Source organism: Streptomyces sp. NPDC047079, from assembly GCF_040643755.1.
Taxonomy (GTDB): Bacteria; Actinomycetota; Actinomycetes; order Streptomycetales; family Streptomycetaceae; genus Streptomyces.
This window is the reverse complement of record NZ_JBEYUZ010000005.1, coordinates 1-22,484: the sequence shown is the minus strand read 5'-3', so window position 1 is coordinate 22,484 and position 22,484 is coordinate 1. Positions and strand designations below refer to the sequence as shown.

General features: G+C 69.8%; 18 protein-coding genes and 4 pseudogenes. 9 read left to right on the top strand and 13 right to left on the bottom strand.

What is annotated here, in order from left to right; translation table 11 throughout:
• Positions 1–124 precede the first annotated feature (124 nt).
• On the top strand, positions 125–1,204 hold the full coding sequence (locus ABZ823_RS09240; protein WP_361655961.1) for a VC0807 family protein: 1,080 nt from the start codon (positions 125–127) through the stop codon (positions 1,202–1,204).
• Positions 1,205–1,561: 357 nt separating this feature from the next.
• Here the strand turns inward: ABZ823_RS09240 and ABZ823_RS09235 are convergent, their stop codons facing one another.
• Positions 1,562–1,735: a hypothetical protein gene (locus ABZ823_RS09235; protein WP_361655958.1), complete on the bottom strand. Its 174-nt coding sequence runs from the start codon at positions 1,733–1,735 to the stop codon at positions 1,562–1,564.
• A 513-nt stretch (positions 1,736–2,248) separates the two neighbouring features.
• On the opposite strand from ABZ823_RS09235, the pseudogene ABZ823_RS09230 reads away from it, so the two are divergent.
• The 3 genes and pseudogenes from ABZ823_RS09230 to ABZ823_RS09220 form a co-directional block, all read left to right on the top strand.
• Positions 2,249–2,874: pseudogene (locus ABZ823_RS09230) on the top strand (SpoIIE family protein phosphatase); the annotation flags it as partial.
• 201 nt (positions 2,875–3,075) lie between these two features.
• Entirely contained in the window at positions 3,076–3,567 is a 492-nt protein-coding gene (locus ABZ823_RS09225) for a pyridoxamine 5'-phosphate oxidase family protein (RefSeq protein WP_361655955.1), read from the top strand.
• The gene (locus ABZ823_RS09220; protein WP_361655953.1) at positions 3,560–4,483 is read left to right on the top strand and encodes a TIGR03620 family F420-dependent LLM class oxidoreductase; all 924 of its coding nucleotides are present in this window, start codon (positions 3,560–3,562) and stop codon (positions 4,481–4,483) included. Before ABZ823_RS09225 ends, ABZ823_RS09220 begins: the two co-directional genes overlap by 8 nt.
• 280 nt (positions 4,484–4,763) lie before the next feature.
• Here ABZ823_RS09220 and ABZ823_RS09215 read toward each other — a convergent pair whose 3' ends face one another.
• Both ABZ823_RS09215 and ABZ823_RS09210 read right to left on the bottom strand, forming a co-directional pair.
• On the bottom strand, positions 4,764–5,159 hold the full coding sequence (locus ABZ823_RS09215; protein WP_361655951.1) for a hypothetical protein: 396 nt from the start codon (positions 5,157–5,159) through the stop codon (positions 4,764–4,766).
• A gap of 738 nt (positions 5,160–5,897) precedes the next feature.
• Complete coding sequence (locus tag ABZ823_RS09210) at positions 5,898–6,290, bottom strand: DUF2267 domain-containing protein (RefSeq protein WP_361656837.1); 393 nt, start codon at positions 6,288–6,290, stop codon at positions 5,898–5,900.
• A gap of 714 nt (positions 6,291–7,004) precedes the next feature.
• Here ABZ823_RS09210 and ABZ823_RS09205 point away from each other — a divergent pair.
• A complete protein-coding gene (locus tag ABZ823_RS09205) occupies positions 7,005–7,349 on the top strand; it encodes a MerR family transcriptional regulator (protein WP_361655948.1) in 345 nt (114 codons plus the stop codon).
• 76 nt (positions 7,350–7,425) lie between these two features.
• On the opposite strand, the gene ABZ823_RS09200 is transcribed toward ABZ823_RS09205, so the two are convergent.
• Positions 7,426–8,118 carry a lysophospholipid acyltransferase family protein gene (locus tag ABZ823_RS09200; protein WP_361655945.1) on the bottom strand — a complete coding sequence of 231 codons (693 nt, stop codon included), beginning with the start codon at positions 8,116–8,118 and terminating at the stop codon, positions 7,426–7,428.
• 54 nt (positions 8,119–8,172) lie between these two features.
• Complete coding sequence (locus ABZ823_RS09195; protein ID WP_361655943.1) at positions 8,173–8,826, bottom strand: hypothetical protein; 654 nt, start codon at positions 8,824–8,826, stop codon at positions 8,173–8,175.
• Positions 8,827–9,390: 564 nt separating this feature from the next.
• Between ABZ823_RS09195 and ABZ823_RS09190 the strand changes: the two are divergent.
• A pseudogene (locus tag ABZ823_RS09190) lies at positions 9,391–9,918 on the top strand (ATP-binding protein); the annotation flags it as partial.
• 186 nt (positions 9,919–10,104) lie between these two features.
• Here ABZ823_RS09190 and ABZ823_RS09185 read toward each other — a convergent pair.
• From ABZ823_RS09185 to ABZ823_RS09170, 4 genes and pseudogenes are all read right to left on the bottom strand, one after another.
• The gene (locus tag ABZ823_RS09185) at positions 10,105–10,707 is read right to left on the bottom strand and encodes a hypothetical protein (protein WP_361655940.1); all 603 of its coding nucleotides are present in this window, start codon (positions 10,705–10,707) and stop codon (positions 10,105–10,107) included.
• Entirely contained in the window at positions 10,694–12,232 is a 1,539-nt protein-coding gene (locus ABZ823_RS09180) for a VWA domain-containing protein (RefSeq protein WP_361655937.1), read from the bottom strand. Before ABZ823_RS09180 ends, ABZ823_RS09185 begins: the two co-directional genes overlap by 14 nt.
• A pseudogene (locus ABZ823_RS09175) lies at positions 12,229–13,177 on the bottom strand (toxic anion resistance protein). The gene ABZ823_RS09180 and the pseudogene ABZ823_RS09175 overlap by 4 nt, the downstream one beginning before the upstream one ends.
• Positions 13,178–13,450: 273 nt before the next feature.
• Positions 13,451–14,263, bottom strand: a pseudogene (locus tag ABZ823_RS09170) (hypothetical protein); the annotation flags it as partial.
• A 239-nt stretch (positions 14,264–14,502) separates the two neighbouring features.
• Here ABZ823_RS09170 and ABZ823_RS09165 point away from each other — a divergent pair.
• Entirely contained in the window at positions 14,503–15,504 is a 1,002-nt protein-coding gene (locus ABZ823_RS09165) for a fatty acid desaturase (protein ID WP_361655934.1), read from the top strand.
• A gap of 242 nt (positions 15,505–15,746) precedes the next feature.
• Here ABZ823_RS09165 and ABZ823_RS09160 read toward each other — a convergent pair whose 3' ends face one another.
• Positions 15,747–16,019 carry an ATP-binding protein gene (locus ABZ823_RS09160; protein WP_361655931.1) on the bottom strand — a complete coding sequence of 91 codons (273 nt, stop codon included), beginning with the start codon at positions 16,017–16,019 and terminating at the stop codon, positions 15,747–15,749.
• A gap of 112 nt (positions 16,020–16,131) precedes the next feature.
• Positions 16,132–16,407: a helix-turn-helix transcriptional regulator gene (locus tag ABZ823_RS09155; RefSeq protein WP_361655929.1), complete on the bottom strand. Its 276-nt coding sequence runs from the start codon at positions 16,405–16,407 to the stop codon at positions 16,132–16,134.
• A 61-nt stretch (positions 16,408–16,468) separates the two neighbouring features.
• Between ABZ823_RS09155 and map the strand changes: the two genes are divergently transcribed.
• A complete protein-coding gene (gene map, locus ABZ823_RS09150) occupies positions 16,469–17,236 on the top strand; it encodes a type I methionyl aminopeptidase (protein ID WP_361655926.1) in 768 nt (255 codons plus the stop codon).
• Positions 17,237–17,551: 315 nt separating this feature from the next.
• Here map and ABZ823_RS09145 read toward each other — a convergent pair whose 3' ends face one another.
• Both ABZ823_RS09145 and ABZ823_RS09140 read right to left on the bottom strand, forming a co-directional pair.
• Positions 17,552–18,409 carry a hypothetical protein gene (locus tag ABZ823_RS09145; RefSeq protein ID WP_361655924.1) on the bottom strand — a complete coding sequence of 286 codons (858 nt, stop codon included), beginning with the start codon at positions 18,407–18,409 and terminating at the stop codon, positions 17,552–17,554.
• 312 nt (positions 18,410–18,721) lie between these two features.
• Positions 18,722–20,896 (bottom strand): FUSC family protein, encoded by a 2,175-nt coding sequence (locus ABZ823_RS09140; protein WP_361655921.1) that lies wholly within the window; start codon positions 20,894–20,896, stop codon positions 18,722–18,724.
• Positions 20,897–21,318: 422 nt separating this feature from the next.
• On the opposite strand from ABZ823_RS09140, the gene ABZ823_RS09135 reads away from it, so the two are divergent.
• Entirely contained in the window at positions 21,319–22,221 is a 903-nt protein-coding gene (locus tag ABZ823_RS09135) for an endo alpha-1,4 polygalactosaminidase (protein WP_361655918.1), read from the top strand.
• The last annotated feature ends 263 nt before the right edge of the window (positions 22,222–22,484 follow it).

Here is a 22,484-nt window from a genome sequence, read left to right as displayed (position 1 = left end):
ACTTACCTTACCCTCCAATTATCTTAGTAGCTAATCTAATGACTCACTAAGGTTCTTGCGCCGGACCAGGAGTGAGATGGGGGCGTAGTCGTTGGAGCGGGCCTGGATGGGCTCTGCGTGGCGCATGGACTACAAGACGGGGGTGGACGTCGAGGTGCTCGAGGCACGAGACGGGATCCACGACGTCGACCAGGGGAAGCCGGCGGCGCCCGGGGCCATCGACCGGGCAACGGTGCGGCGAGTGCTCGCGAACGGGCTCGCGGACCGGCTTCACTCCGGGCGCAAGGTCACCTCGATCGCCGATGTCGGTGCCGCCGACCTGATCGTCGTAGCCGACGGGGTCGGTTCCGCGCTGCCGCAGGAACTGGTGCGGCACGCCGGCCCACAACCGCTGGGCTGGTCGGCGATAGGCCATCCCATGTCTGAGACCCGCACACGCCGCAAATACGTACCCCGATCCCGCGGGGAGCAGTCAGATCGGAGAGCAATGACCGTGTCCACGGCTAGTGAGGGCCAGGTTCGACGCGCACGCGGCATCATCGGTGTTCTGCCCTACTTGCTCGACATCATCGTCCCACTCGTGTCGTATTACGTGCTGACCTCGGTGGGGCTGAGTCCCTTCTGGTCACTGCTGATCGGCGGTGCGCTGACCACGATCGTCTCGATCATCAACACGATCCGGCGCGGCAAACTGGACAACCTCGGCGTCCTGGTGATCGTGGAGATCGCGCTCGGCCTTGTCCTCGACCTGGCCGTCCGTGACCCACGGCTCACCCTGGCACGCGGATCACTGTTCATCGCGCTGGCTGGGATCTGGATCCTGGTGAACACCTTCACCGGCCGCCCGATCACCGTGGACGCCACGAAACCCTTTGCGGCCAGGAAGGGCGGCACGGACGGCATCGTCGCCTTCGAATGGCTGGCGCAGAATTCCCAGCGGTTCCTAAGCGTTCACCGTTCACTCTCCACCGTTTGGAGCGTGATGTTCCTTGCTTACGCGACCATGCGGGTGGTCGTCGTCTACAGCGTGACCACCTCCGAGGCCGTGTGGCTCACCGAGGTACCCGGCATCATCGCCGTCGCCGTCTGCCTCATCGCCTCGGCGCGGGCAGGAAAGCAGCTGGAGACGCTTGTCAATGACCGCATGAAATACATGTCCGAGAATCCCGCACGAGCGGGCTTCAGTGAAGCTCCGCCATCTTGAAGTGGCTGGTTACAGTAGAGCCGATTCACGGTCCCTCGGTTCTTCGGGAACGGGGGCCCGGCCGGCATGCGCGGCGTGAGCGAGGAAGGCGCGGAGGCCCTGGCACGCGTCCACGGCGCGGGCAGCGCCGCCGGCCCACGCCATGCTGGAACGCAGCGCGGTGTGCTCGCTCGTGCCCTGATCGTCCGCCGCCTGCTTCCTAAGCGGATTGATCACGTATGGGGCTCTTCCGTTGTGTTCGCCGTGTGGCGGGGTCTCAGCCGTGGGTACCCCGGCCGCCGACCGTGCATACCGCCGACAGCACAGCGACGCCGGCGCAGGACATCGGCGCGCGAAGATGCGCAGCCTGCCCGCCGCCTAATGCCCCTCGTCCCGTCTGCGCATCCGCCTCAGCCCTCTTCGGATCAGGAAGAGGACTCCTCCTGCGAGCATGGCCATGCCCATGAAAATCAGGAATCCGCCCACGGCGGCCAGGAGTACGGCGACCAGGGCCAGGACGGCGCCGATGAGCAGCACGAGCGTGCCAACCAATATCAAGATCGTCGCGGTGACAAGGAGAACAAATGCGAGGATTGCCACGGCTACCTCCAGCACCTCGCGCGCTCTTTTTCACTTACTGGCCGAGGACCGGGCGATGCTGCGCTGACGCACCGGCGACGGTGCCGCTCGGCGGTGGCCTTCTCTCCCAGCCGGTAGATCGGCGACCGGAGACCTGCCCCCGCTTCTCCCAGATCCTGCACGAACACCGATCACCATGGCCGTCCGGCAGACCGGCAGGCGCAGATGGGGCCGGCGGTGACATCGGAACGTCAATGTCTTTCTCACTGGCATCCAGCCTCACCCCCGCGATCCACTGACGCCAGCACCTACGGCGGGCCTTCTCAGATCTCGCCTGCCGAGGAAATGACGCCGAGCGGGCCCGCTCCAGGGCTGCGGCAGCTGAGATCACCCGTTGGCCCCCTCCCTTGGAGGGGGCCGCCGAGCGCCGGGCGCCGGTCTGTGATCGAAGGGGGCTTGCGTGGCCCCCGGCGGACAGGCGCCGTGAGCTTGATGGTCGTACCCATCCGTGCGCGGCGCTGCGTGCTGGGCCTGGCGGTGTTCGCCCGCTCCGAGGTGCCGACCCCGTTCCAGGAGGACGACCTGCTCCTGGATCTGCAGTACGCCCGAGAACGCGCCGCGGCCCTCACCCTTCAACGCGACCTGCTCCCTCACCGTGTGCGGGGTGGCGTTGCCGTCGAGGTGGCCTCGCGCTACGTGTCGGCCGACATGGACCACGGTGTGGGGGGTGACTGGTTCGACGTGATCGAGCTGTCCAGTGCCCGGGTGGCCTCGTCGTCGGCGATGTGGTCGGGCACGGCATCAACGCCGCGGCCACCATGGGCAGGCTTCGCACCGCCATGCGCACGCTCGCGGACCTGGACCTGCCCCCCGACGAAGTGCTGGCGCACCTCGACAACACGGCCCGGCGGCTGAACGACGACAACGAGGAAGAGGCCGACGCCCGGGGTGTCCCCACGGTGGTGGGCGCCACCTGTCTGTACGCGGTCTACGACCCGGTCACCCGGCTGTGCACGATGGCACGGGCCGGGCACCCCCCGCCCGCGATCATCGACCCGCAGGGCCAGGTCACCTTCCCCGACCTGCCCGCCGGAGCGCCACTCGGCGTCGGCCTCGGGCCGCACGCTACTCGAACGGCTGAGTCGCCGACTCGCGCCCGCGACGCGCTCCTCGCCGGGGCCGGCGCCGAGCGGCGGCCGTGTACGACGACGCCGGCACGAGCCTGAACCGGGGCGGCGGGCTGACACCGCGGTTGTGACCTGTGGGGACGGGAGCCATCGTGGAAACACCCGGTCCGCGGAGAAAGGCACCCGATGACCGATCTCAAGGACGTGGCCCGGATCGCGGCCGATCACAACCTGGCGGACGTGGCCACCACCCGTGCCGACGGCTCGATCCAGGCGTCGCTGGTCAATGCCGGGATCATCCACCATCCCGTGACCGACGAACCGGTGGTCGCCTTCGTCACCTACGGCCCCACCAAACTCGCCCATCTGCGGGCACGACCGCGTACCACCCTCACCTTCCGCGCCGAGTGGAACTGGGCCACCGTCGAGGGCCGGGCCGAGATCGCGGGCCCCGACGACCCGTACGACGACATCGACGGCGAACGCCTGCGGCTGCTGCTGCGTGAGATCTTCACCGCCGCGGGCGGCACCCACGACGACTGCGGACCTATGACCGCGCGACGGCCGAAGAGCGCCGTGCCGCCGTCTTCGTCCACCCCGAGCGTGTGTATGACAACTGGCACCGGGGGTCCACCGACAACAAAGATCGAGCACAGCGAGGAGCACCGGCATGACTGAACGCCCCGCACCCGCGCCCGTGGACCGGCCCACCCTCAAACGGCGCCTGGGCCGCACGGGCGTATGGCTCGCCTCGCTGTCCACGGCGGCGGCGGACGAGGAGCGGCGCGCCGCCGCCGCGATCGAGGACCTCGGCTACGGGACCTTGTGGTTCGTGGAGTTCCCCAACGGAAAGGAGTCGCTGACCCATGCGGCGCTCCTGCTCTCCGCAAGCCGGCAGATGATGATCGCAACCGGCATCGCCAACATCTATGGCCGTGACGCCACCGCCGCGGCCAACGGCGCCAACACACTCGCCGAGGCGTGGCAGAGCCGTTTCGTGTTGGGCCTCGGCGTCAGCCACAGCCCGTTGGTGACCAGCCGCGGACACGACTACAGCAAGCCGGTGTCCACCATGCGGGCCTACCTCGACGCCATGGACGCCACGCCCTACGACGCTCCGTTGCCCGAGCAGGTGCCGCGTGTGCTCGCGGCGCTGCGCACCAACATGCTGAAGCTCGCTGCCACGCGGGCCCAGGGCGCCCACACCTACTTCGTCACGCCCGAACACACCCGCAGGGCCCGGGAGATCCTGGGCCCCGATCCCCTCCTCGCCCCCGAGCAGGCCGTGGTGGTCGACACCGACCCCGAGCGGGCCCGGGCCACCGCCCGCGCTTACGCGTCCTTGTATCTCACCCTGCCCAACTATCTGAACAACCTGCGCGAGCTGGGCTTCTCGGACTCCGACTTCAAGAACGGAGGCAGCGACGAGCTCATCGACGCTGTCGTCCCCTGGGGCGACCCGGAGAAGCTGGGTGAGCACATCCGGGCGCACTACGGGGCTGGCGCCGACCACGTCTGCGTACAACCCCTCGCGCGGACACTCGACCAGCAGCTGGAGGACCTGCGCCGGCTGGCCCCGGTCCTGCTGGTCTGACGAGCCTGGCTGCCTGTTGATCCGACAGGAACTCGACCGCCACCAGGTCCTCCGAAGATCGACAACATCGACCCGCGAAGGCTGCGCCGTACGATCAGCCCAGGTCAAAGCGCCAATCGAGGCCGCGAGCGCTTAGCGCACGATCTGACATGGATGTTCCTCAACCCCCGCGATCCTCGGCGAGTTCGCGGAAACTGAAGCCTCTTCAGCGCGAACCCACGGGTCCACCCCCACGGACACAAGCGGCACCTGACCCACCGGTCAACAAGCAGCATCTGTCTCAGCGGTCAGCGTGGGTCCGGTCGTGGTGGTGCCGCTCCCGGCCGTCGTGCTCGTAGCGGCTCCGGTCGTGCCGGTACGACCAATCGGACTTCCACCCGCACTCCTTGTCGTCCCAGCGGTGGAAGTGACCGTCACGTCCGTACCGAGTCGAGCCGGTGACGCAGTCGTTGCGGTGCCAGCCGTGGATTCGGTCCCAGGAGTAGCCCTGCTCGAGCAGATAGCCGACACCGTGGTCCCAGCGGTAGCCGTCGGCCTTGATGCCTACGGCCGGGCGCTCGACGTGGGCGGAGGCAGGAGTCGCGGCCGAAGCGGTGCCCCCGGCACCGAGGACGGCGACACCTGCGACCGCCACGGAGGACACGGTGACGGCGATGCGCTTCGTGAGCTTCTCCATGGTCTTTCCTTTCGGGTGATGCGATCTGCACCATCCGCTGCTTGTACAGGCGATGTGATGCGCCTGCGGTCTCCGGGCAAGGACTTCCATACGATGTATGGAACTGCGCTTTCAGTAGTACCATACGACGTATGGAAGTGTCGAGAGGCTACTCGGCAAGTGCGGGCGGCGCTGCCCGAGGGGACCGATGAGGTTCCTGTCGCCGTCGCACGGAAAGGGGCCGGGCGGCGGGCTGCGCACCACCGCGCCGGCGCCGGCGATGTGGGTGCCGCCGCGCCGCTTCATGCGCTCGCTCGCCTCCGGCGCCGGTCGACACGACCGGCCGGGCGACTTGAAAGTGGCCCCCGTGGTCGGGCAGGTGGCGCCGGAGGCCCTGGTCGCCGTGCGGGTACGGCGCCGTGCGGGCACGGACTCCCGGCATGCGCGGGCACGCGGTCGGTTATTCGGAAGGCGAGCTGCGACGTCTGGGCGTGCTGGCTTCGGCCTGCCGCGGAAGCGAGTCCTGCTTGCTGCATGAGAGCGATGCGACCGGCTATTTCACGGCCGAAACCGCCTGGGAAGGCTTCCAGGAATTCACGCCGGCCAGGGCCTGCGTCGACGGCTGCTGTGATGCCGGCCCTGGCTGCGGAGGTGTCCTGCGGCGCCTGGTCGTCGTGAGGCCGCAGTCGCCCTCGGCTGGCCCGACCGCTGGGTCAGGCAGTCAGGCCTCCCGAGGGGCGGCATGTGCGAGCGTGGGTATCAGTTGGCGAGATCCGCCTTGCCGAACAACACGGCGTAACCGGAGGGGAGCTGGCTGATGATCTGGTTCAGCTCACCGCCGCTGACGGTGTCCGCAACCGTGGTCAGGACTGCGCTGGCGTCCCACTCGGCGGTACGCGGCCGTGCCCCGATACGTTCCGCGACCCGGCGGTAGAACTCCTCGATCCCGAAGCTTTCCGCCTGCTGCTGCTTGGCGCCGGCCAGTGTCTGTCCCAGCGGGCCGGGCAGCTGGGAGGCGAGGTCGTCGACTTCTCCGGGAGTGATCCGCTGGGCAAGCACGCTGAGGACTACTTCTGTGCTCTTGGCGGCTTCATCCTGGCTGTTGTATTCGCCTCGCTCGCGTACGCGGGCGAGGAACTCGTCGTACCTCATGGTCACCTCCGCCTTCGTGCGTGCACTTCTCAAGCACCAGATCGTCTGATGCCCTCCTGGTCCAGTACCCCTGAGACTGATGGATGCCCATCCGGTGTCAGCGCGCGTGGCGGGTGGCGCGACCTGGTGATCATCCGGGGCGTCACTTCCTCCGCGCTCTTGCGCTGCCATCCGCCCTGGGTCGGTTGCAGCACCGGACTCGGCGTGTGCCCGCCGACCCGGGATGCAACCCAGGGGCAGCGCTCTTACTATTGCCCCTGCGCCAGGACTTCGTCCATCCACCGCGAAGAAAACCTATCGCGGTGACAGTAGACATTGCCTCGTTGAGGAGTTACTGTTTTCTCGTCCTCAGGAAGTCGAAGAGGGCGCGGCAGACACGAAACTGCCGTGCAAGCAGGTAAGCAGGACGCGGCCCCACCGGGCCGCGAGCAGTACCCGCGGTATCCAGCAGTACAACCGAGTAACCGAAGGTAAGGAGCAGAACGCCATCAGGATCGCCCGGGCGAGGAAGCAGTCCGCCCGGGTACCGCAGACCCCGGATTGGAAGGTGGTCCCCGGTCACGCATCCGCGATCCCCGCAGTCCCGCCCTCCCAGGCGGAACCTGCGGACAAAGAAGGCCGGCGCAGTCAGCCGGTAGATGGTGTTGAAAGCTCGGGGCCCGGGTGCCGACACGGCACCCGGGCCCCCCGACGCGTCCCCGGAAGAAGAGGTCTATGCCCCCTCGCAGTGCCCGCCCCGTCGCCCCTCTCGATGACGACGACTACCCCGCCTACACCATGGGCCGGGCCGCCGAGATGCTCGGCACCACCCCCGCCTTCCTCCGCGCCCTCGGCGAACACCGTCTGATCACCCCCTTGCGCTCCGAGGGCGGCCACCGCCGCTACTCCCGCTACCAGCTGCGCATCGCCGCCCGCGCCCGCGAACTCGTCGACCAGGGCACCCCCATAGAGGCCGCCTGCCGCATCGTCATCCTCGAAGACCAACTCGAAGAAGCCCAGCGCATCAACGAGCAACTGCGCACCCAAGGCGGCGGCCCACAGCCGGAGACCACAGCCTGAACCCGAGGCCGGGCGCCAGCTGAACGCCGACCACGGACGGCGCGCGGACCCGATGGCAGCCAGGAGCGGCGGAACCTCACCCCCGCCGTCCCTTCGCTTGTCCGGCCTTCACCTCGGCAGCGTACCGATCCACGTACTCCTGGCCGGAAAGCCGCAAGATCGCGTACGTGATCTCGTCGGTGACGGCCCGCAGCACCGTCTTGTGGTGCTCCATCCCCGCAAAGCGCGAGAAGTCCAGCGGTTCCCCGAAACGGATTTCGACCGGCCGGATCCTCGGCAGGACATGCCCCGGGGGCCAGATCTCGGACGTCCCCACCATGGCGCACGGAATCACCGGAACCTGCGCGCACAGCGTCATCACTGCCACCCCGACCTTGCCCTTGTACAGTCGGCCGTCGGGTGAACGCGTACCCTCCGGGTAGATCGCGAGTAGCTCTCCCTTCGCCAGCACCCCCAGCCCCTCCCGGATCGCCGCCTGCCCCGCGGCCCTGCCGGACCTGTCCACCGAGATCTGCCCGGCACCGCGGAGAACGCAAGCGGTCAGTCGGCCCGTGAGGCCCGGCGCCGTGAAGTACTCCGCCTTGGCCAGGAACGTGATGCGCCGTTTCAGGATCGCGGGCATGAGGAGGGGGTCCACGAAGGACAGGTGATTGCCGGCAACGATCGCCGCGCCCTTGGCCGGAACGTGCTCGAGCCCCTCGGCCCGCGGCCGGAACAGCAGCCGCAGCACCGGCCCCAGGAGGACGTACTTGAGTACGTAATACAACATGGGCGGCTCCCAGCGGCCGGTCGGCCCCGGCTCGCTAGGCCAGTCGGCGGTGGCTCAGGAGTCGGCACCCGGGGATTCCGGCTCCTGCCTGGGCAGCGCCTGCCAGGGGACCTGACGCGCGCGCAGGTCGGCACGGATGCGCCCGGCGAGCCTTGTGGTGTCGTAGTGGTTCAGCAAGGCGCCGATGGCCGCGCCGACCATGAAGGGCGTCAGCATGGGGATCTTACGGATGGCGAGGGTAAGCAGCCGTCGGCGCAGTTGCCTCCGCAACCGGATGCTGAGCATGAGGCTGACCGCGGAGGCCGGCTTCGTGATCTTCAGGCCGCGCCCTTCCGTCCACTCCGCGAGATACAGTGCGGCACGCTGTCGAGCGGTTCCAGGCGCAGGCAGACCGTACACCTCGTGAAGTTCGGCGATGAGCTTGAACTCGACGGAGGCCGTCCCGAGGATGCCTGCCGCCAGCTCGAGGGGCATTGCCGGAGGAGTCGGCAACGCCGCGGCAGAACCCACGCCCGCTCCGACGGCCTCGGAGCCCTTCACCGCCGTGGTGACCAGGTGATCGGCGATCTCCTCCGGGCCCAGACCGGGGAAGTGCCGACGCAACGTGTCCAGATCGCGGACCCGGATATGGGAAATCCCCTCGATCAGCTGCTCCGCGAGAGCGGGGGAGGCCAGCGACCATTCACGGGTCTGCACCTCGGGCGACATGGCACACCCTCCCGTTCGGCGGCGCGTTCGAGACCCCTTCCACGTACCCGCTGGTACTTCATCGATTCGCGCGGGTGATTGTCTGCGTGTAACTGCCAGTTGTTGATCGTCGCCATGATGTCAGCGGCATGTCCGGCCGATCAGGCATGAGGTGCTCACATCCCCTTGCTGAAGCGATCTGCGCGGTCCGGCGAGGCCGCTGGAGCACGTGCGCACGCCGGGCCTCGCCGCCCCGAACACTGACGGCTTTACCCCCCCGGTGCGGCGTAAAGTCGTCTTTGTGGACTTCACTGCGGGCAGTCTCGTGTCCCGAGCCGCGCGTGACGCAGCCTGCGTGCAGATCAGCTGATCCACGACGTGGAGCGATGCCTGCAGCGTGGAGTTCCTCAGGTGTGGGAAGAGCCTGACATCGCCCGCATCACGGCGGAGAACGTCGCCGAGCACGTTCGCGCGGCCCTGGCCGGCCTGGCGCACGGCACCGAGCCAGGCCGGATCGAAACGCCGGCCGCCGATCCGGACCGTGCGCGTCGGCTTGCGAAGCGGGCATCGCCTTGCTTCGCAAAAGCCCTCGCCCAGCCGGCTCCCTCCCTGCAAGCCACGTGCGACACCATGATCGAAGCCCTGCTGCCCGCCGATCGACCACACGACGATGTCGCCCTGCTCCTGGCCCGCACCCATGCCCTCGGAGCTGGCCAGGTCGCCGGCTGGGAGTTGGACGCCGACCCCATCTCCGTGTCACAGGCACGATCGAACGCCGCCCGGCAGCTGAGCAGTTGGGGCCTGGAGGAGCTCGGGTTCACCACCGAACTGGTGGTCAGCGAACTGGTCACCAACGCCATTCGCTACGGTCGCCCTCCCATACGGCTGCGCCTGATCCACGACCGTGCCCTCACGTGCGAGGTCCCCGACACCAGCAGCACCGCCCCTTACCTGCGCCGGGCACGCACCTTCGACGAGGGAGGACGGGGCCTGTTCCTCGTCGCCCAACTCGCCGAGCACTGGGGAACACGCCAGGCCCGAGAAGGCAAGACGGTCTGGACCGAGCTGAGCCAGAAGGAACTCGCCGGATTCCCGCCATGGGACTCCTCGTAGATCCAGCCCCTTGACCTCCGCGGCTGGTCCGGATGTGCCCTGACCTGCGATCGTCACGACCGGCCCGCGGTGTGAAGCGGCGAGGCCGCGCACCATGGGGTGTGCGGCTTGTGGGCCTGTCGTCGCCGACCCCATCTGCCCCGACGGGAGCGTGGTGACGGCAGGCCTTCGCCTGTGCGGGTGCGTTCAGGTGCCCCTGTCCTCCAAGTAGCGGGTGTGTGTCTCCTGGCGTCTGGCCTCTGTGTCCCTGAGGGCGGTCGCCAGTTGCTCCGCCTCCTCCTTGAGCAGTGTCAACTGGCGCTCCAGATGCCGCTCCGGGGCCTCCTGCCCAGGTGCCAGGCGGGTCCACCAGCGTGTTCGTACGAAGCTGTCGACGGCCTCCGGGATGTCCTGCCGTACCGCCCGGGAGAGCACATGTACGCTCTCGGGATCGTTGACCAGCAACTCTGCCGCCCACCCTGGATCCAGCAGTGCGGAGAGAAGGTCTTCCCATTCCTTGAGGCGCCCGGCAGCGGCCGGCGGCAGGTCGATTTCCGCCAGATAGCCGCCCAGGCGCTCGAAGTCGCTGCGGACTGCCTCCAGTTGGGCCGACGGCGTCGGGAACTCCGGCAGTGGCGGCCGTTCGGGCGGGGCGATCAGCGCGCCCGCGCCGTACAGGCCCGCCACCACCACCGGCCAGTACGGGCCCGCCACACCGGTGAACGTCAGGACCAGGCCCAGGAGACCGCCTGCCGAGCCGGTGAGGTTCTTGCTGGATTCGAGGTAGCCGAGGAGTCTACTGGTAGCCACGGATCTCCTCGAAGGCGCCGTCCAGGGAGCCCTGCTGGGCGTCGAATAGGCGGCCGCCGGTCAGTGCGGCGATGTGCTGCAGTTCGCTGCGTGAGGAGTCGCCGAAGAGGATGGGGAAGACGGGGATCGACCGCTGGGCGGCGGAGAGCCCGCGGTAGAAGTCGTCGAAGTCGGCGACCTTGGCGCCCGTGGTGTTCTCGCCGTCCGTCATCAGCACGATCGACGTGAAGGTGTCCCGGTCTGTGCTCAGCCGGCCGTACGCCTTCTCCAGAGATGTGTAGATCGCCGTGTTGCCGTCGGCGCTGAGGGCCCCGGTGTCCTGGCGGATCGCGTTCAGACCGGCCTGCGGGTCCTTCGGGTCGACCACATGGGTGCTGCTGTTCTTCACGTCGGAGCCGAACGGCATCAGCGTAACCTCCTCGCGGTCGCGGAAGTCGCCGGTGAGGTCGGTGAGGGCCTTCTTCAGCCGGGAGAGGCGGTCGCCCTCCATCGAGCCCGAGGTGTCCAGGACGTAGACCGTGCGGGACGGGCGGCGCAGTTCTTTTCCGTAGGCGGAGATGAGCCCGTCGGCCACCGACTTGCTGCCCGGGAAGGGCAGTTCGCGGCGGCGGGTGGTGTCCAGGCCGGCAGCCGGGGGGACGGAGGCCACCACCGGGCGGCGGTGGGTGGTGTCCGTGATGACTTTCTGTACGGCCTCCGTCCTCAGGTCCTCTGCCACCTTGCGGACGTCCTCCCGGGTGTCGGCGGAGGTGCCGGCGAGGGAGGAGAGCGGGTAGTCGGCGGTGACGACGCCGTCGCGCGGGCGGATCACCGTGAGGCCCGGGATGCCCTTGAGGACGGACTCGTAGTTGAGCAGGGCGTCGACGTTGCCGCGCCGCCGGTAGGCCGAGGCCAGCCAGCCGGAGGAGCCCGAGGTCAGGGTCTGGCCCTTGAAGAACTCCTTCAGCCGGGGGGTTGCCCCGGTCACGTCGTCGTCCGTGAGCGCCGACTGGGCGCCGGAGAGCGCGGAGGCCACCGAGACCAGGGTGGAGAAGCCGGAGTTGGAGCGGGCCGGGTCGGTCATGCCGTAGGTCAGCTTGCCGGCTTCGACGGCCTGTTCGATCTGGGACCAGGTGACGTCGGCCGGTTTCCAGCCGAGGGCCCTGACGGTGACCGGTTTGACGCCGATCGCGACCGGGCTGGACATGACCGAGGTCTCGGAGACCACCTTCTTCGCCGCTTCCGGGAGCAGTCGCAGATAGTCGTCGGAGGAGAGCCAGAGCGCGTCGTACCTCCCGTCCGCCTTGCCCTGGGCGAGCAGGTCGACGGCGTCCAGGGTGCCCATGTAGGTGGGGCGGACGGTGACGCCGGTGTCCTTGCGGACCCGGTCGAAGACGGCGGTCATGTCGATGAGTTCGGAGGAGGCCAGGACGCGGAGGGTGCCGGGTCTGGGGTCAGCCGATTCGTCGTCCTGGTGGTTCGCGGAGGTGCAGGCGGTCAGCAGGGCCGCTGTGGCGAAAAGGGTCAGGAGGGGGCGTCTGTTCATGTCAGGCCGCCCTCCAGCGCGCCCTTCGAGCGGCTGCGCTCCAGGTAGGCGCTCGCCTGGTGGAGTTCGTCCGTGAGGGATTGGACGGTGGCGGCCATCGCCTCGGTCGCCTGCACCTTGTAGGTGTCGATGGTGTCGAGGGTGCGGTAGATCTGCTGGAAGGCGGCGCGCAGGGTCTCGGCGCCGACGGCCGGATCGGCGGCGATGCGCTGGATCTCGCCGCTCTGCGTGGCGAGCATCTCGGCGTTGCCCCGGATGAGGTCCTCGGTGGTGCCGCGCAACGCGTTGACCTGCTCGATGACCTTCTTCTGGTTGTCCAGCGCCGACGCCAGCATCACCGAGATACGCAGGGCGGAAACCGTGGTGGTGGCGGCGCGTTCGACGCCCTTGATCAGCTCGTCGTTGTTGCGGCGTACGACGTCCATGGCGAGGTAGCCCTGCGCGGACACCGCGAGCTGGGTGAGCAGGTCCTGGTGCTTCTGCCACAGGGAAGAGCACGTCCGCGCGCAGCGCGTCGGCCTCCTGGGGGTCCGTGAGCCGGGCGATGTGCTGCTCGACGGCGGTGTCCAGAGCCTGAGTGAGGACGACGTACTCCTGGAGCTTGCCCATGGTTTCCCAGAGCCGGAGCCGCTCGGTCTGCAACGCGGCGTTGTCGCGGCGGAGTTCGTCCTGGCCACCGCGCAGCGCGCCCACGATCTTGTTCAACGTGCCCTGGGCGGAGGCGTACTTGGCGACGTGGTCGCGGAGCTTGTTGCCGCCGGGCAGCCTGGAGAGGAACTTGCGGCTCTTGCTCACGGGCAGGTCGCGCGGGTCCAGGTCCTCGACGACCCGGCGGAGTTCGACGAGCGAGCCGGCGACCTTCGCCTGGGCGTCGCCGCCCTTGTCCGGCAGGCTGCGGACGGCTCGTTCCAGCGTGCGGTTGGACTGGGCGGCGGCGGTGCGCATCTCGCCGGCGCCGAGAGCGGTGATCTCGCCGACCTTGCCGGCGAACTCCGGTGACCGCGCGTCCAGGGTGGCGAGCCCCTGGACATAGGCGGCGGCCTTCTGCGCCATGTCCGTACGGACACTGTCGTCCACGGGCACGAGTCCGCCGGCCTTCTCCCGCGGCACCGGCGCGACGGCCTCCGGCGGGGTGAGGGTGAAGACGTCGTCACCGCTGAGCGTGGGCTCACTACTGCCCGGACTTATGTGGTTGAAGCTGCTCACAGGATCCCCCGGTCAGCCGCGCGCCCGGCGGGCCATCTCGTGCAGCACCGCGGAGGTGGGCACGGGCGCCTGCCGGACGCCGGTCAGTGTCTGGTTGAGGTAGGTGGCCCGGTCGGCGGTGACGTGGACGAACTCGGCGGAGTCGCCTTGGGGCCGGAAGCCGTGCTTGACGGCGAGCTTGCGCAGGGTCGGGTCGGCGCCGAGCAGTTCACCGAGCGCGCGTCCGGCGTCGGTGAGCGGTACGACCGTGTGGTCGCTGTTGACCGTGGTGTCCGGGTAGAGAACCACGAGGTCGCCGGCCCCGTGCTGTTCGGCGAGCAGGGAGACGACCTGCGACTCGTAGAGGAACACCAGTGGGTTTCCGGCGCCGCTGATGAAGTCCCGGAAGACCGAGTCGCTGCTGGGCTGCTGGGCGCCCTGGAGGCTGACGAGCTTGTGCAGCAGCGGTGCGGTTTTCGCGACATCGGCGTCACTGGCCACGACGCGGCCGCCGTTGGCGACGTAGGAGGCGGCGGCGAGGTAGAGGGCGCCGGAGTTGGAGGCCTGCGGGTCGGTGCTGGTGATGTACAGCGTCCCGGTCAACTCTCCGTGCGTCTTGGCGCCCTTGAGCTGCTGCCAGGTCCGGTCGTCCCGGGCAGCGTCCAGATATCCGGCCATCTTCAGGGTGCCCTTGCCCTGGCCGTCGAGGACGGCGAGCCCGTTGGCGGCCAGTACGTCGGCCGCGCTGCGGTGGGCCACGACCACGAGGGGCGAGTAGAAGGGGCGGGGGAGGGGCTGGCGGGCTCGGTACTTCCCGGCCAGCGCGTCGGCCGGGGCCTGGCTGGAGCACGGCGCCCCGGAAGTGGGTGCGCCTGGCCTGGCCTCCCCTCGCGCCCCGCAGCCTCCGTCTGCGGCCGGTCCCGCGACGTTCACACTCTGGACACCAGCGACGACCTGCGCGGATGCCGTCCGGTGCGATGGTGTGTGGTGGGCCGCCGAGCGCGCTGGAAAGCCCGCGTACGTGCGCGTGATCCCGGCTGGTCCGGCACCGCGTTCGAAGATGTTTGAGCGATGGCGAGGAACCGATGAACCCGAGCGACGCCGACCGTCCTGAACAGGCCACCGCCGTACACGACGCCGACACCGCGGATGGGGTCAAGCCGCTGCTGGACGCCCCGCAGACGGCCGCGGCCGGGGTGGCGATGTGGATTTTCGTCGTCGGCCCGCCGATCAGCCTGATCGTCGCGGTGCCGTTCGTATGGGGATGGGGCCTGTCGGCATTGGACATCGGCATGGCGGTGGTCGCCTACCTCGTGTCCGGCTTCGGCCTCACGGTCGGCTATCACCGCCTTTTCACGCACCGCTCGTTCAAGGCGCGGCGCGGCCTGCGGATCGCCCTGGCCGTCGCAGGCTCGCTGGGGGTCGAGGGCTCACCGGTCCAGTGGGTGGCGAACCACCGCCGGCACCACGCCTTCGCCGACCGCGAGGGCGACCCGCACTCGCCCTGGCGCTATGGAACCGACACCCGCGCGCTGCTCAAGGGGCTCCTTCACGCCCACATAGGGTGGATGCTGAAGCGTGAGCTGAGCAACCGTGCCAGGTTCGCCCCCGACATCGCCGCCGATCCCGACCTGCGGCTCGTCGGTCGGCTCTTCGGGCCGCTGACCGCCGTCTCGCTGCTGGGCCCGGCGCTGGTCGGCGGGCTCGTCACCGGCACCTGGACCGGCGCCCTGACCGGGTTCTTCTGGGCCGGCGTGATCCGGATGGCGCTGCTGCACCACATCACGTGGTCGGTGAACTCGGTCTGCCACGTCGCGGGCAGGCGCCCCTTCGCCAGTCGGGACAAGGCCACCAACTTCTGGCCGCTCGCACTGCTGTCCTTCGGTGAGAGCTGGCACAACTCACATCACGCCGACCCCACGGGGGCCCGCCACGGCGTGTTGCCGGGCCAGGTCGACGCGTCGGCACGCCTTATCTGGGTGTTCGAGAAGCTGGGCTGGGTCCACGACGTGCGGTGGCCGAGCGCGGACCGTCTCAGCGCTCGACTGCTGCCCGAACCGGCCGGTCGGCAGCAGTCCGCGGTCTGACAACGCCACCCTGGCAGTGCGGGTTGCGATGCTCTGCCCACAGGACGCGGGCAAGGCGCGTGCTGGGGGGTGAGATCGGCGAAGGACGTGATGCCTGTTCCGCTTGTACCCGGCTGGTCGCCCCGTGACAGCCGAGGCCGTACCGGTCGGCAGTGCCGACGGCCGGCGCTGAAGAGTTTGTCGGCGCGGGCCGCCCGGTCATGGGGGAGCACCCCTGCCGACCGTGCCGCGGTCGACACAGCTCACCCACGTGTCGCCAGCGGTAACTGGGCTCGGACCGTGGCTCCTTCGGGTGTTGTGGTGATCGTCAGGGTGCCGCCGATCTGCTCGACCCGCTCGTGCATGGAGCGGATGCCCAGGCCATGGGACCACGGCTGGGTGCAGTGGCCGGTGTCGGCCGCAGTGACGCGCAGGGATGCGGGGCCGGGCAGTTCCAACGTCAGCGTGGCGGTGGTGCCGTCGGAGTGCCGGGCGATGTTGGTCACGGCCTCCACGGCCACCCGGTAGGCGGCCACCTCGACGGCCGCGGGCAGCGGGGGCAGCCGGTCGGGGGATACGGTCGGTGCTGCCGTGCTACGTCATGGACGTCTGCTCTCCCCGTCAGTCCGTCAGTCGGCGCCTTTCTGGTCACGCTGACATGGCCTGCTCGCCGCCTTCGGCCTTGTCCGCGCAGGCGGCGGCGAGGTCGTCCAGGGACAGGTGCAGCGCGTGGGCCAAGGCCGCCACGGTGAAGAAGGCCGGGGTCGGGACGCGGCCGGTTTCGATCTTGCGGAGGGTTTCAGCGGACACCCCGGAGGCTGCTGCCACGTCGACCATGCTGCGGTCACCCCGGGCCTGGCGAAGCAGGATCCCGAAGCGCTCTCCGCGTTGCCGCTCTTGCGGACTCAGAGGAACTCTCACCATAGCCGTGATACTAATACCGGTATAAGTATTGGGTAGCGTCGCATGGCAGGGAGCAACTCACATGGTGGAGATCAAGACCGACACGGCGCTGGAGGCGATGCGAGAAGCTGGACGCGTCGTGGCCCACGCACTTGCGGCCGCCCGCGAGGCGGCAGCTGTGGGAGTTCGCCTGCGGGAGCTCGACGAAACCGCCCGCGCCGTTCTCACCAAGGCCGGAGCACGTTCTCCGTTCCTGGGCTACCAGCCCTCCTTCGCCCCCATCCCCTTCCCCGCCGTGATCTGCGCGTCCGTCAACGACGCCGTCTCGCACGGCATCCCGGACGACTACCGCCTGCGCGACGGCGACCTGGTCAGCATCGACTGCGGAGCCGAACTCGACGGCTGGACCGGCGACGCCGCGATCAGCTTCACCGTCGGGACGCCTCGCCCCGCCGACCTCGAACTCATCGCCGCCACCCAGCAGGCCCTGGACGCCGGCATCGCCGCCGCCACCGTCGGCCACCGGATCGGAGACATCTCCCATGCCATCAGCACGGTCGCCCGCAAGGCCGACTGCGGCATGCCGGCCGACTTCGGCGGCCACGGCATCGGCCGTCAGATGCACGAAGACCCCCACGTCCCCAACCACGGACGACCCGGCCGCGGCTTCCCCCTGCGCCACGGCCTCGCCCTCGCCATCGAACCCATGCTCATGGCCGGAGGACGCAACGACTACTACACCGATCGCGACGGATGGACCCTGCGCACGATCGACGGCAGCCGAGCCGCCCACATCGAACACACCATCGCCGTCACCGAGGACGGCCCCCGCATCCTCACCCTGCCTTGACCCCGAAGCCTTCTCGCACCCGGCAGCCAGACACATCGGCCACGCTCGGGAAGCACCAGCGATCACGGCTCCCACCGGCGCCGAGCCCTGGTTGGGAGTACAGGCAACCCTCGAACACGGAGCGGACGGCGCAGGGGCATCACCACCTTGCAGATCGCCGAAGCCGAGGCGCTGGCCTGCCAGTTACCCGCCCAGACCGGCACCCCGCTGTGGCGCTGGTCGTGTCCGATACCGGCCCGGGAGGTGGTCGACCGGCCCATCGCCGGCTCGATCTCCACTTCCACCGTGCGGCGCCGGCTCAAGCACGGCGCGCTGTCATGGGTTGGCCGTCGCAGTGGAATGCGCGCCGGGCGCCGGAGAGGCGGACGGCGGAGGATAACTCGGGTGCAGCGAGGGGGACAGCGGAGCCAGCGACTCGCACAGCGAGGCCGGGAAGGCGGGCTCCCTGCGCTGCACGTCCCGGCAGCCTCCGGTCGAGGTCCGGATGATCGGCTCCCAGCCCGATTTCTTCGCCCGAAAGAACCAGCGGTCGCCTAGCCGGGAGGAGCAGGCAGGGTCCGTCGAGTCGCCGCAGGCCGGTCCCGTGCGCCAGGAGAAGTCCAGCACCAGCCACTTCCCGTCGCACTTCTCCGAGTCCCGGTACGTGTGCGCGGGCGCGCCGACCGCCATCAACGCCTGATCATAGGAGGCGGCGGTGCAGCCGGTGGCCGGCGGTGTGCAGCCCAGCTTCCCGCACAACCGCAGCGCGGGCGGCTTGGCACCATCGGCGGTGAAGCGCGTGTAGTTGTCGACGATCACGTCCCGGTCGCCCAGCGGCTCGGGCAGCCTGACCTCTGCCGTCGCCATGCTCTCCTTGGTGCACCCGGAAGCCCTGTCCCCGGACGGCGAGGTGAAGGTGACCTGCACCCGCACGAGGTCCGTCATCGGGTCGGTGAGCACTGCCTTGAGCTTGCGCATGCACGCGTGGGCGCCACTGGGCACCTGCGTGTCGAGGAACAGCGTGCGGCGGTCCGCGCTGAGATGGACTCCGGTGACCGCGGAAGGCTGCATCGTGGTCCACGGGATCGGCTCGGTTGCCGCCGGCGAGGGTGACCTCTCGTCCCCCTGACCGGCCACCTGTGTCCCGCACGCGCCGAGGAACAGCACGGCAACGGCGCAGAGCAAGGCGGCCACGGCCGCTCGACCTGTTCTACCTGATCGTCGCAAGAACGCTCAATCCCCCTGGCAGCACCGGTATTTCCCGCCAATATTAAGGCTGCGGCCGGGAAGGCTCATCGGTTGGGTGGGTGGGCTACCGGGCCGACGCTCTGTCGTAGGCCGCGTCGTGTCGTGAAGCAGCAGGGCGAGGGCTGCGCAACGCTCCCGCGCCCGGCGAACCAGCCATGACCACCCTCTAGACCTGGCGGCTCCTGCGCACATTCCAGTGCAGCACAAGGGGAAGTCCCGTGCCCCGATCCGGCCTGGCGCCCCCCGTCGCCGGCGTCGTCACCGACCTCGGTGCGCGGGTCCTGATGCGTCACCTTCCGCCACCTCGGCGGCCTGCACCCGCTGCTCCTCGCGGGCGGACCGGAGGTCCCGTTCCAGAGGTGTGCGGCTCACGGCCGTCGTGAGGTCCTCCAAGGCACGCTTCTGCAGTTCTGCCCCGCGCCGCGGCACCGTGCTCCGGTCCCCGTCGGCACCCTGCCACGCTTTCAGCGCCTCCGCCACGCGCCCCCAGCCCGGATTCCTGTGCTCGCGCACATCGGCTGCCGCCTGCGCGGTGTCCGCCTCCAAAGCCTCGGCGAACCGCTCCGCCTCGGGGACGAAACGGCTGTCGGCCCGCGGGACGTGGCTCTCCATGAGCATTGCCGCCCGGCTGAACCCGTTGAGCGCCTCCTGCGCCTCCTCAGCCTCGCGCGGCGTCAGGCCCCTGGGGCGGACCGGTTCCTGCCTTGCCCGGTCGTAGGTATCCTGCCAGGCGGCACGCGCCTCCCTGCTCGCCAGCAATGCCCTGCGCATGTCGGCGCGATGCTCACGGGTCGGTTCGGCGTAGCTGCGGAGCACCGCGGCCGCGTAGCGGCCGCTGGCGGCGAGCCAATCCGCGAGCCGGTCCGGCAGCCGGGGCGTCTCCCACGCCGGGAACACCACGTACCCCAGCATCGCCAGGGCCCCGCCGAGCAGGGTGAGCACCACCCGCTCCGGGACCGTCTGCTCCCATGCCTGGCCGCCCATGCCGAGCAGGAACACGACGTACGCCGCAGTGAAGCACTGGGAGTAGGCGTAGCCGGTACGGATCACCGTGTACGACAGGCCCGCCGAGACCACCGCCAGCGCGCCGGACACCTGGGCGTCCGGGCCCAAAGCCCTCACCATTCCGGTGGCGAGCGCGACCCCCGCGAGGGTCCCGGCGAGACGGGCCACCGCACGCGCAAACGTCCGGTGGAAGTCCGGCCGCATCACCATCACCGAGGCGATGGGCGCCCAGTAGCCGTGGCCCAGGGGCAGCCGGGCGGCGATCAGATAGCCGAGCGTGGCCACCGCCGCCAGGCGGACGGCGTGCCGGAACACGGGCGAGTCCTGGCGAAGCTCACGGCGGACCGCCCCGACGACGACCGGGACCAGCCGGAACATTGTCGGGCGCACCAGGAACTGGGTGCCCGCGGGACCGGGCGGCGTGGGCGTCTCCCTGCGCGCGCTGCCGCTCCCGGCGATCTCCAGAGCCTCGCCGAGCAGTTCCACGAGCCGCTCGGCGGACTGCAGGGCGGGCCCCTCCAGCACCTCGTGTTCCTCGTCGATGCGCAGGACCTCCGCGCTGCGGGGCGGCACCTCGGCCGGAGCACCGCGGCGGATCGAACGGGCGGCCGCGTCCAGCACGTCGGCGGCCGCGGCGAGCAACTCGCGCGCGCGGTCCCGCCCGGGTCCCTCCGCCGGGGCGCCGACATCCGGGTCGGCGAGCGCAGCCAGGACCGGCCGGATGCGCTCGGCGAGGCCCCGGGGGCCGTGGAGGACGGGGGGACGGGTGCGGGCCTGTGATGGCGTCACGGCGGCCGCGTCCCGGGCCGTCATCAACGGCTCCGGGTCGAACGGGGCGGTGGGGTCGTGCCGTAGCCGGCGGGCGTAGTCCGCTACGGCGGCCAGGGCGTCGGCGAGTGCGTCACGATGCGCCCCCCAACGGCGAATCGGGAACAGCAGGATCAGCACGGCCTGCACCACGCCTCCGAGCGCGATGACCCCGGCGTGCTCCAGGGCTCGCCCGACGCTCGTGGGCAGGGTGATGGTCACCAGCATGCTGCCGACCGTCGTCGCCGAGACGATCCCGGCGGTCGACCCGACGGCCCACGCCATCCCCGCGGCAAAGGCCCAGACGGCCAGCAGCGGGAGGAACGTCGCGAGTCGCCCCGCCGCCAGGTAGCCCACGAAGGTGCTGAGCGCCAGACCCGCGCCCGCGCCGACCGCGATCACCTTGCGGGGACGCCAGGTGCGCTGGAAGGTGGCCCCACCCGCGGAGTAGGCGCCGAGGGCGGCGGACGCGGCGTACGCGGGGGAGACCAGCCACAGCGCCGTCCCGAGGACGATCGCCACCCCAGCGGCCGTGCGCAGCGCGAGCAGGGGCTCCAGCCGCGTCTCCTCGATCGTGAGCCCGGATCGCACGACCTCCCGGAAGGCCCGCAGCCACGTCACGGGATTGAGCCTAGGCGGAACGCCCTGCCGTGTCGCGTCCGCCTCGCCGCCGACTCCTGGCGACTGCGCGCTCGGCGGGCGCGCGGACGACGGAGGAGTACGCAGGAGTTCGGCACCTCTCACGAGGGCTACACGGGAGCCGACCTCGACCAGGCAGTGGGCCGAAGCACGTATGACTGGACAGCGGCAGTGGCAGCGCGGGGTTCACGACGAGTGAGTGGTGGGCCTACAACCGACAGATGGGCCGACCGCGGACCGCCGGGCATCGATACCACCGGTTCGCCGCATCCAGCGCATGGTGAGTTCGGCGTGCCCGGCGGGCACCGGGTGAGCCTGCCCGCAGGTGGTGTTCGGACGGACGGCATGATGGGCCTGCGCACCGCCCCAGGCCATGCCACGCACACCGACAGGAGCCCCAGGACATGCTCGACCGCGTCCGCCCCGGCCTGCGTCGCGCGCTGGCGTCGGTGGGTGTGTGCGCTGTGCTCGCAACGGCCGCGTGCGGATGCTCCGCGTCGCACGCCGAGGACGGCGGCGCGCGGGACCGTTCCCCCGCCGCTCCATCGACCGTGGGTCCATCGACCGCGGGCCCGGGCGGCGCGGGCAAGGTGACTCCGCCCGAGCCGGGCGTCGCCTTCGATTACCAGATCGGTGGCCCTTATGCGCCGCCGCCCGGTGTACGCGCTGTCTCCCGTGACCGTGCCGCGAAGCCAGCGCCCGGGCTGTACAACATCTGCTACGTCAACACCTTTCAGGCCCAGCCGGACGCCACCCGCTGGTGGCAGGAGAACCATCCCGATCTGCTGCTCCGTGACGCCGATGGTGCACTGGTCGTGGACGAGGACTGGGACGAGGCCCTGTTCGACATCTCGACGCCCGCCAAGCGCGAGCGGCTCGCCGGGGTCGTGGGGGAGTGGATCGACGGCTGCGCCAAGGCCGGTTACCAAGCGGTCGAGGCCGATAACCTCGACTCGCACGAGCGGTCCAAGGGACTTCTGACCGCCGACCATGACGTGGCTTTCGGGAAGTTGCTCGTGGCCCGCGCCCACGCGGCCGGACTGGCGATCGGCCAGAAGAACGCCGCCGGTCTGGCACGGCAGGGACGGAGCCTCGGATTCGACTTCGCGGTGGCCGAGGAATGCGGCCAGTACGACGAATGCGGCGCTTACGCGGACGCCTACGACGACCGGGTCTTCGTCATCGAATACCAGGCGGCGGGGCTCACCGCCGCCTGCGCGACCTGGGGCGGAAGGCTGTCGGTGGTCCTGCGCGACCTGGACGTCGTTGCGGCCGGGAAAGCCGCGCACCGCCGCCGCACCTGCTGAATCGGCTCGTGCATTACCGCGACATCCGCATTCCTCCCCGTCAGCGGATGGAGTCTCGGTCCGGGTTGCCGAGTACTGGGGGTGTGCGCAGCCCGATGCAGGTGGCGCGAGAGCCGGAGGTGTGCTCGGCGCCGCGGTCGGTGGCGCCGAGCCCAGCACTTCTAGGACCAACGCCGTTCAGTTAGGCGTGAGGACTGTTCGTCAAGAGTGGTGAACGAGGCAGCGGAGCTGCTGTAGAAGAGGTTTGTCCTCCAAGACATCCT

What these genes read in the sequence shown, in the direction of transcription:
- ABZ823_RS09240 (WP_361655961.1), top strand. Translation starts at nt 125, where the DNA reads ATGGACTACAAGACGGGGGTGGACGTCGAGGTGCTCGAGGCACGAGAC.
- ABZ823_RS09225 (WP_361655955.1), top strand. Translation starts at nt 3,076, where the DNA reads ATGACCGATCTCAAGGACGTGGCCCGGATCGCGGCCGATCACAACCTG.
- ABZ823_RS09220 (WP_361655953.1), top strand. Translation starts at nt 3,560, where the DNA reads ATGACTGAACGCCCCGCACCCGCGCCCGTGGACCGGCCCACCCTCAAA.
- ABZ823_RS09215 (WP_361655951.1), bottom strand. Translation starts at nt 5,159, where the DNA reads ATGGAGAAGCTCACGAAGCGCATCGCCGTCACCGTGTCCTCCGTGGCG.
- ABZ823_RS09210 (WP_361656837.1), bottom strand. Translation starts at nt 6,290, where the DNA reads ATGAGGTACGACGAGTTCCTCGCCCGCGTACGCGAGCGAGGCGAATAC.
- ABZ823_RS09205 (WP_361655948.1), top strand. Translation starts at nt 7,005, where the DNA reads ATGCCCCCTCGCAGTGCCCGCCCCGTCGCCCCTCTCGATGACGACGAC.
- ABZ823_RS09200 (WP_361655945.1), bottom strand. Translation starts at nt 8,118, where the DNA reads ATGTTGTATTACGTACTCAAGTACGTCCTCCTGGGGCCGGTGCTGCGG.
- ABZ823_RS09195 (WP_361655943.1), bottom strand. Translation starts at nt 8,826, where the DNA reads ATGTCGCCCGAGGTGCAGACCCGTGAATGGTCGCTGGCCTCCCCCGCT.
- ABZ823_RS09180 (WP_361655937.1), bottom strand. Translation starts at nt 12,232, where the DNA reads ATGAACAGACGCCCCCTCCTGACCCTTTTCGCCACAGCGGCCCTGCTG.
- ABZ823_RS09165 (WP_361655934.1), top strand. Translation starts at nt 14,503, where the DNA reads ATGAACCCGAGCGACGCCGACCGTCCTGAACAGGCCACCGCCGTACAC.
- ABZ823_RS09155 (WP_361655929.1), bottom strand. Translation starts at nt 16,407, where the DNA reads ATGGTGAGAGTTCCTCTGAGTCCGCAAGAGCGGCAACGCGGAGAGCGC.
- map (WP_361655926.1), top strand. Translation starts at nt 16,469, where the DNA reads ATGGTGGAGATCAAGACCGACACGGCGCTGGAGGCGATGCGAGAAGCT.
- ABZ823_RS09135 (WP_361655918.1), top strand. Translation starts at nt 21,319, where the DNA reads ATGCTCGACCGCGTCCGCCCCGGCCTGCGTCGCGCGCTGGCGTCGGTG.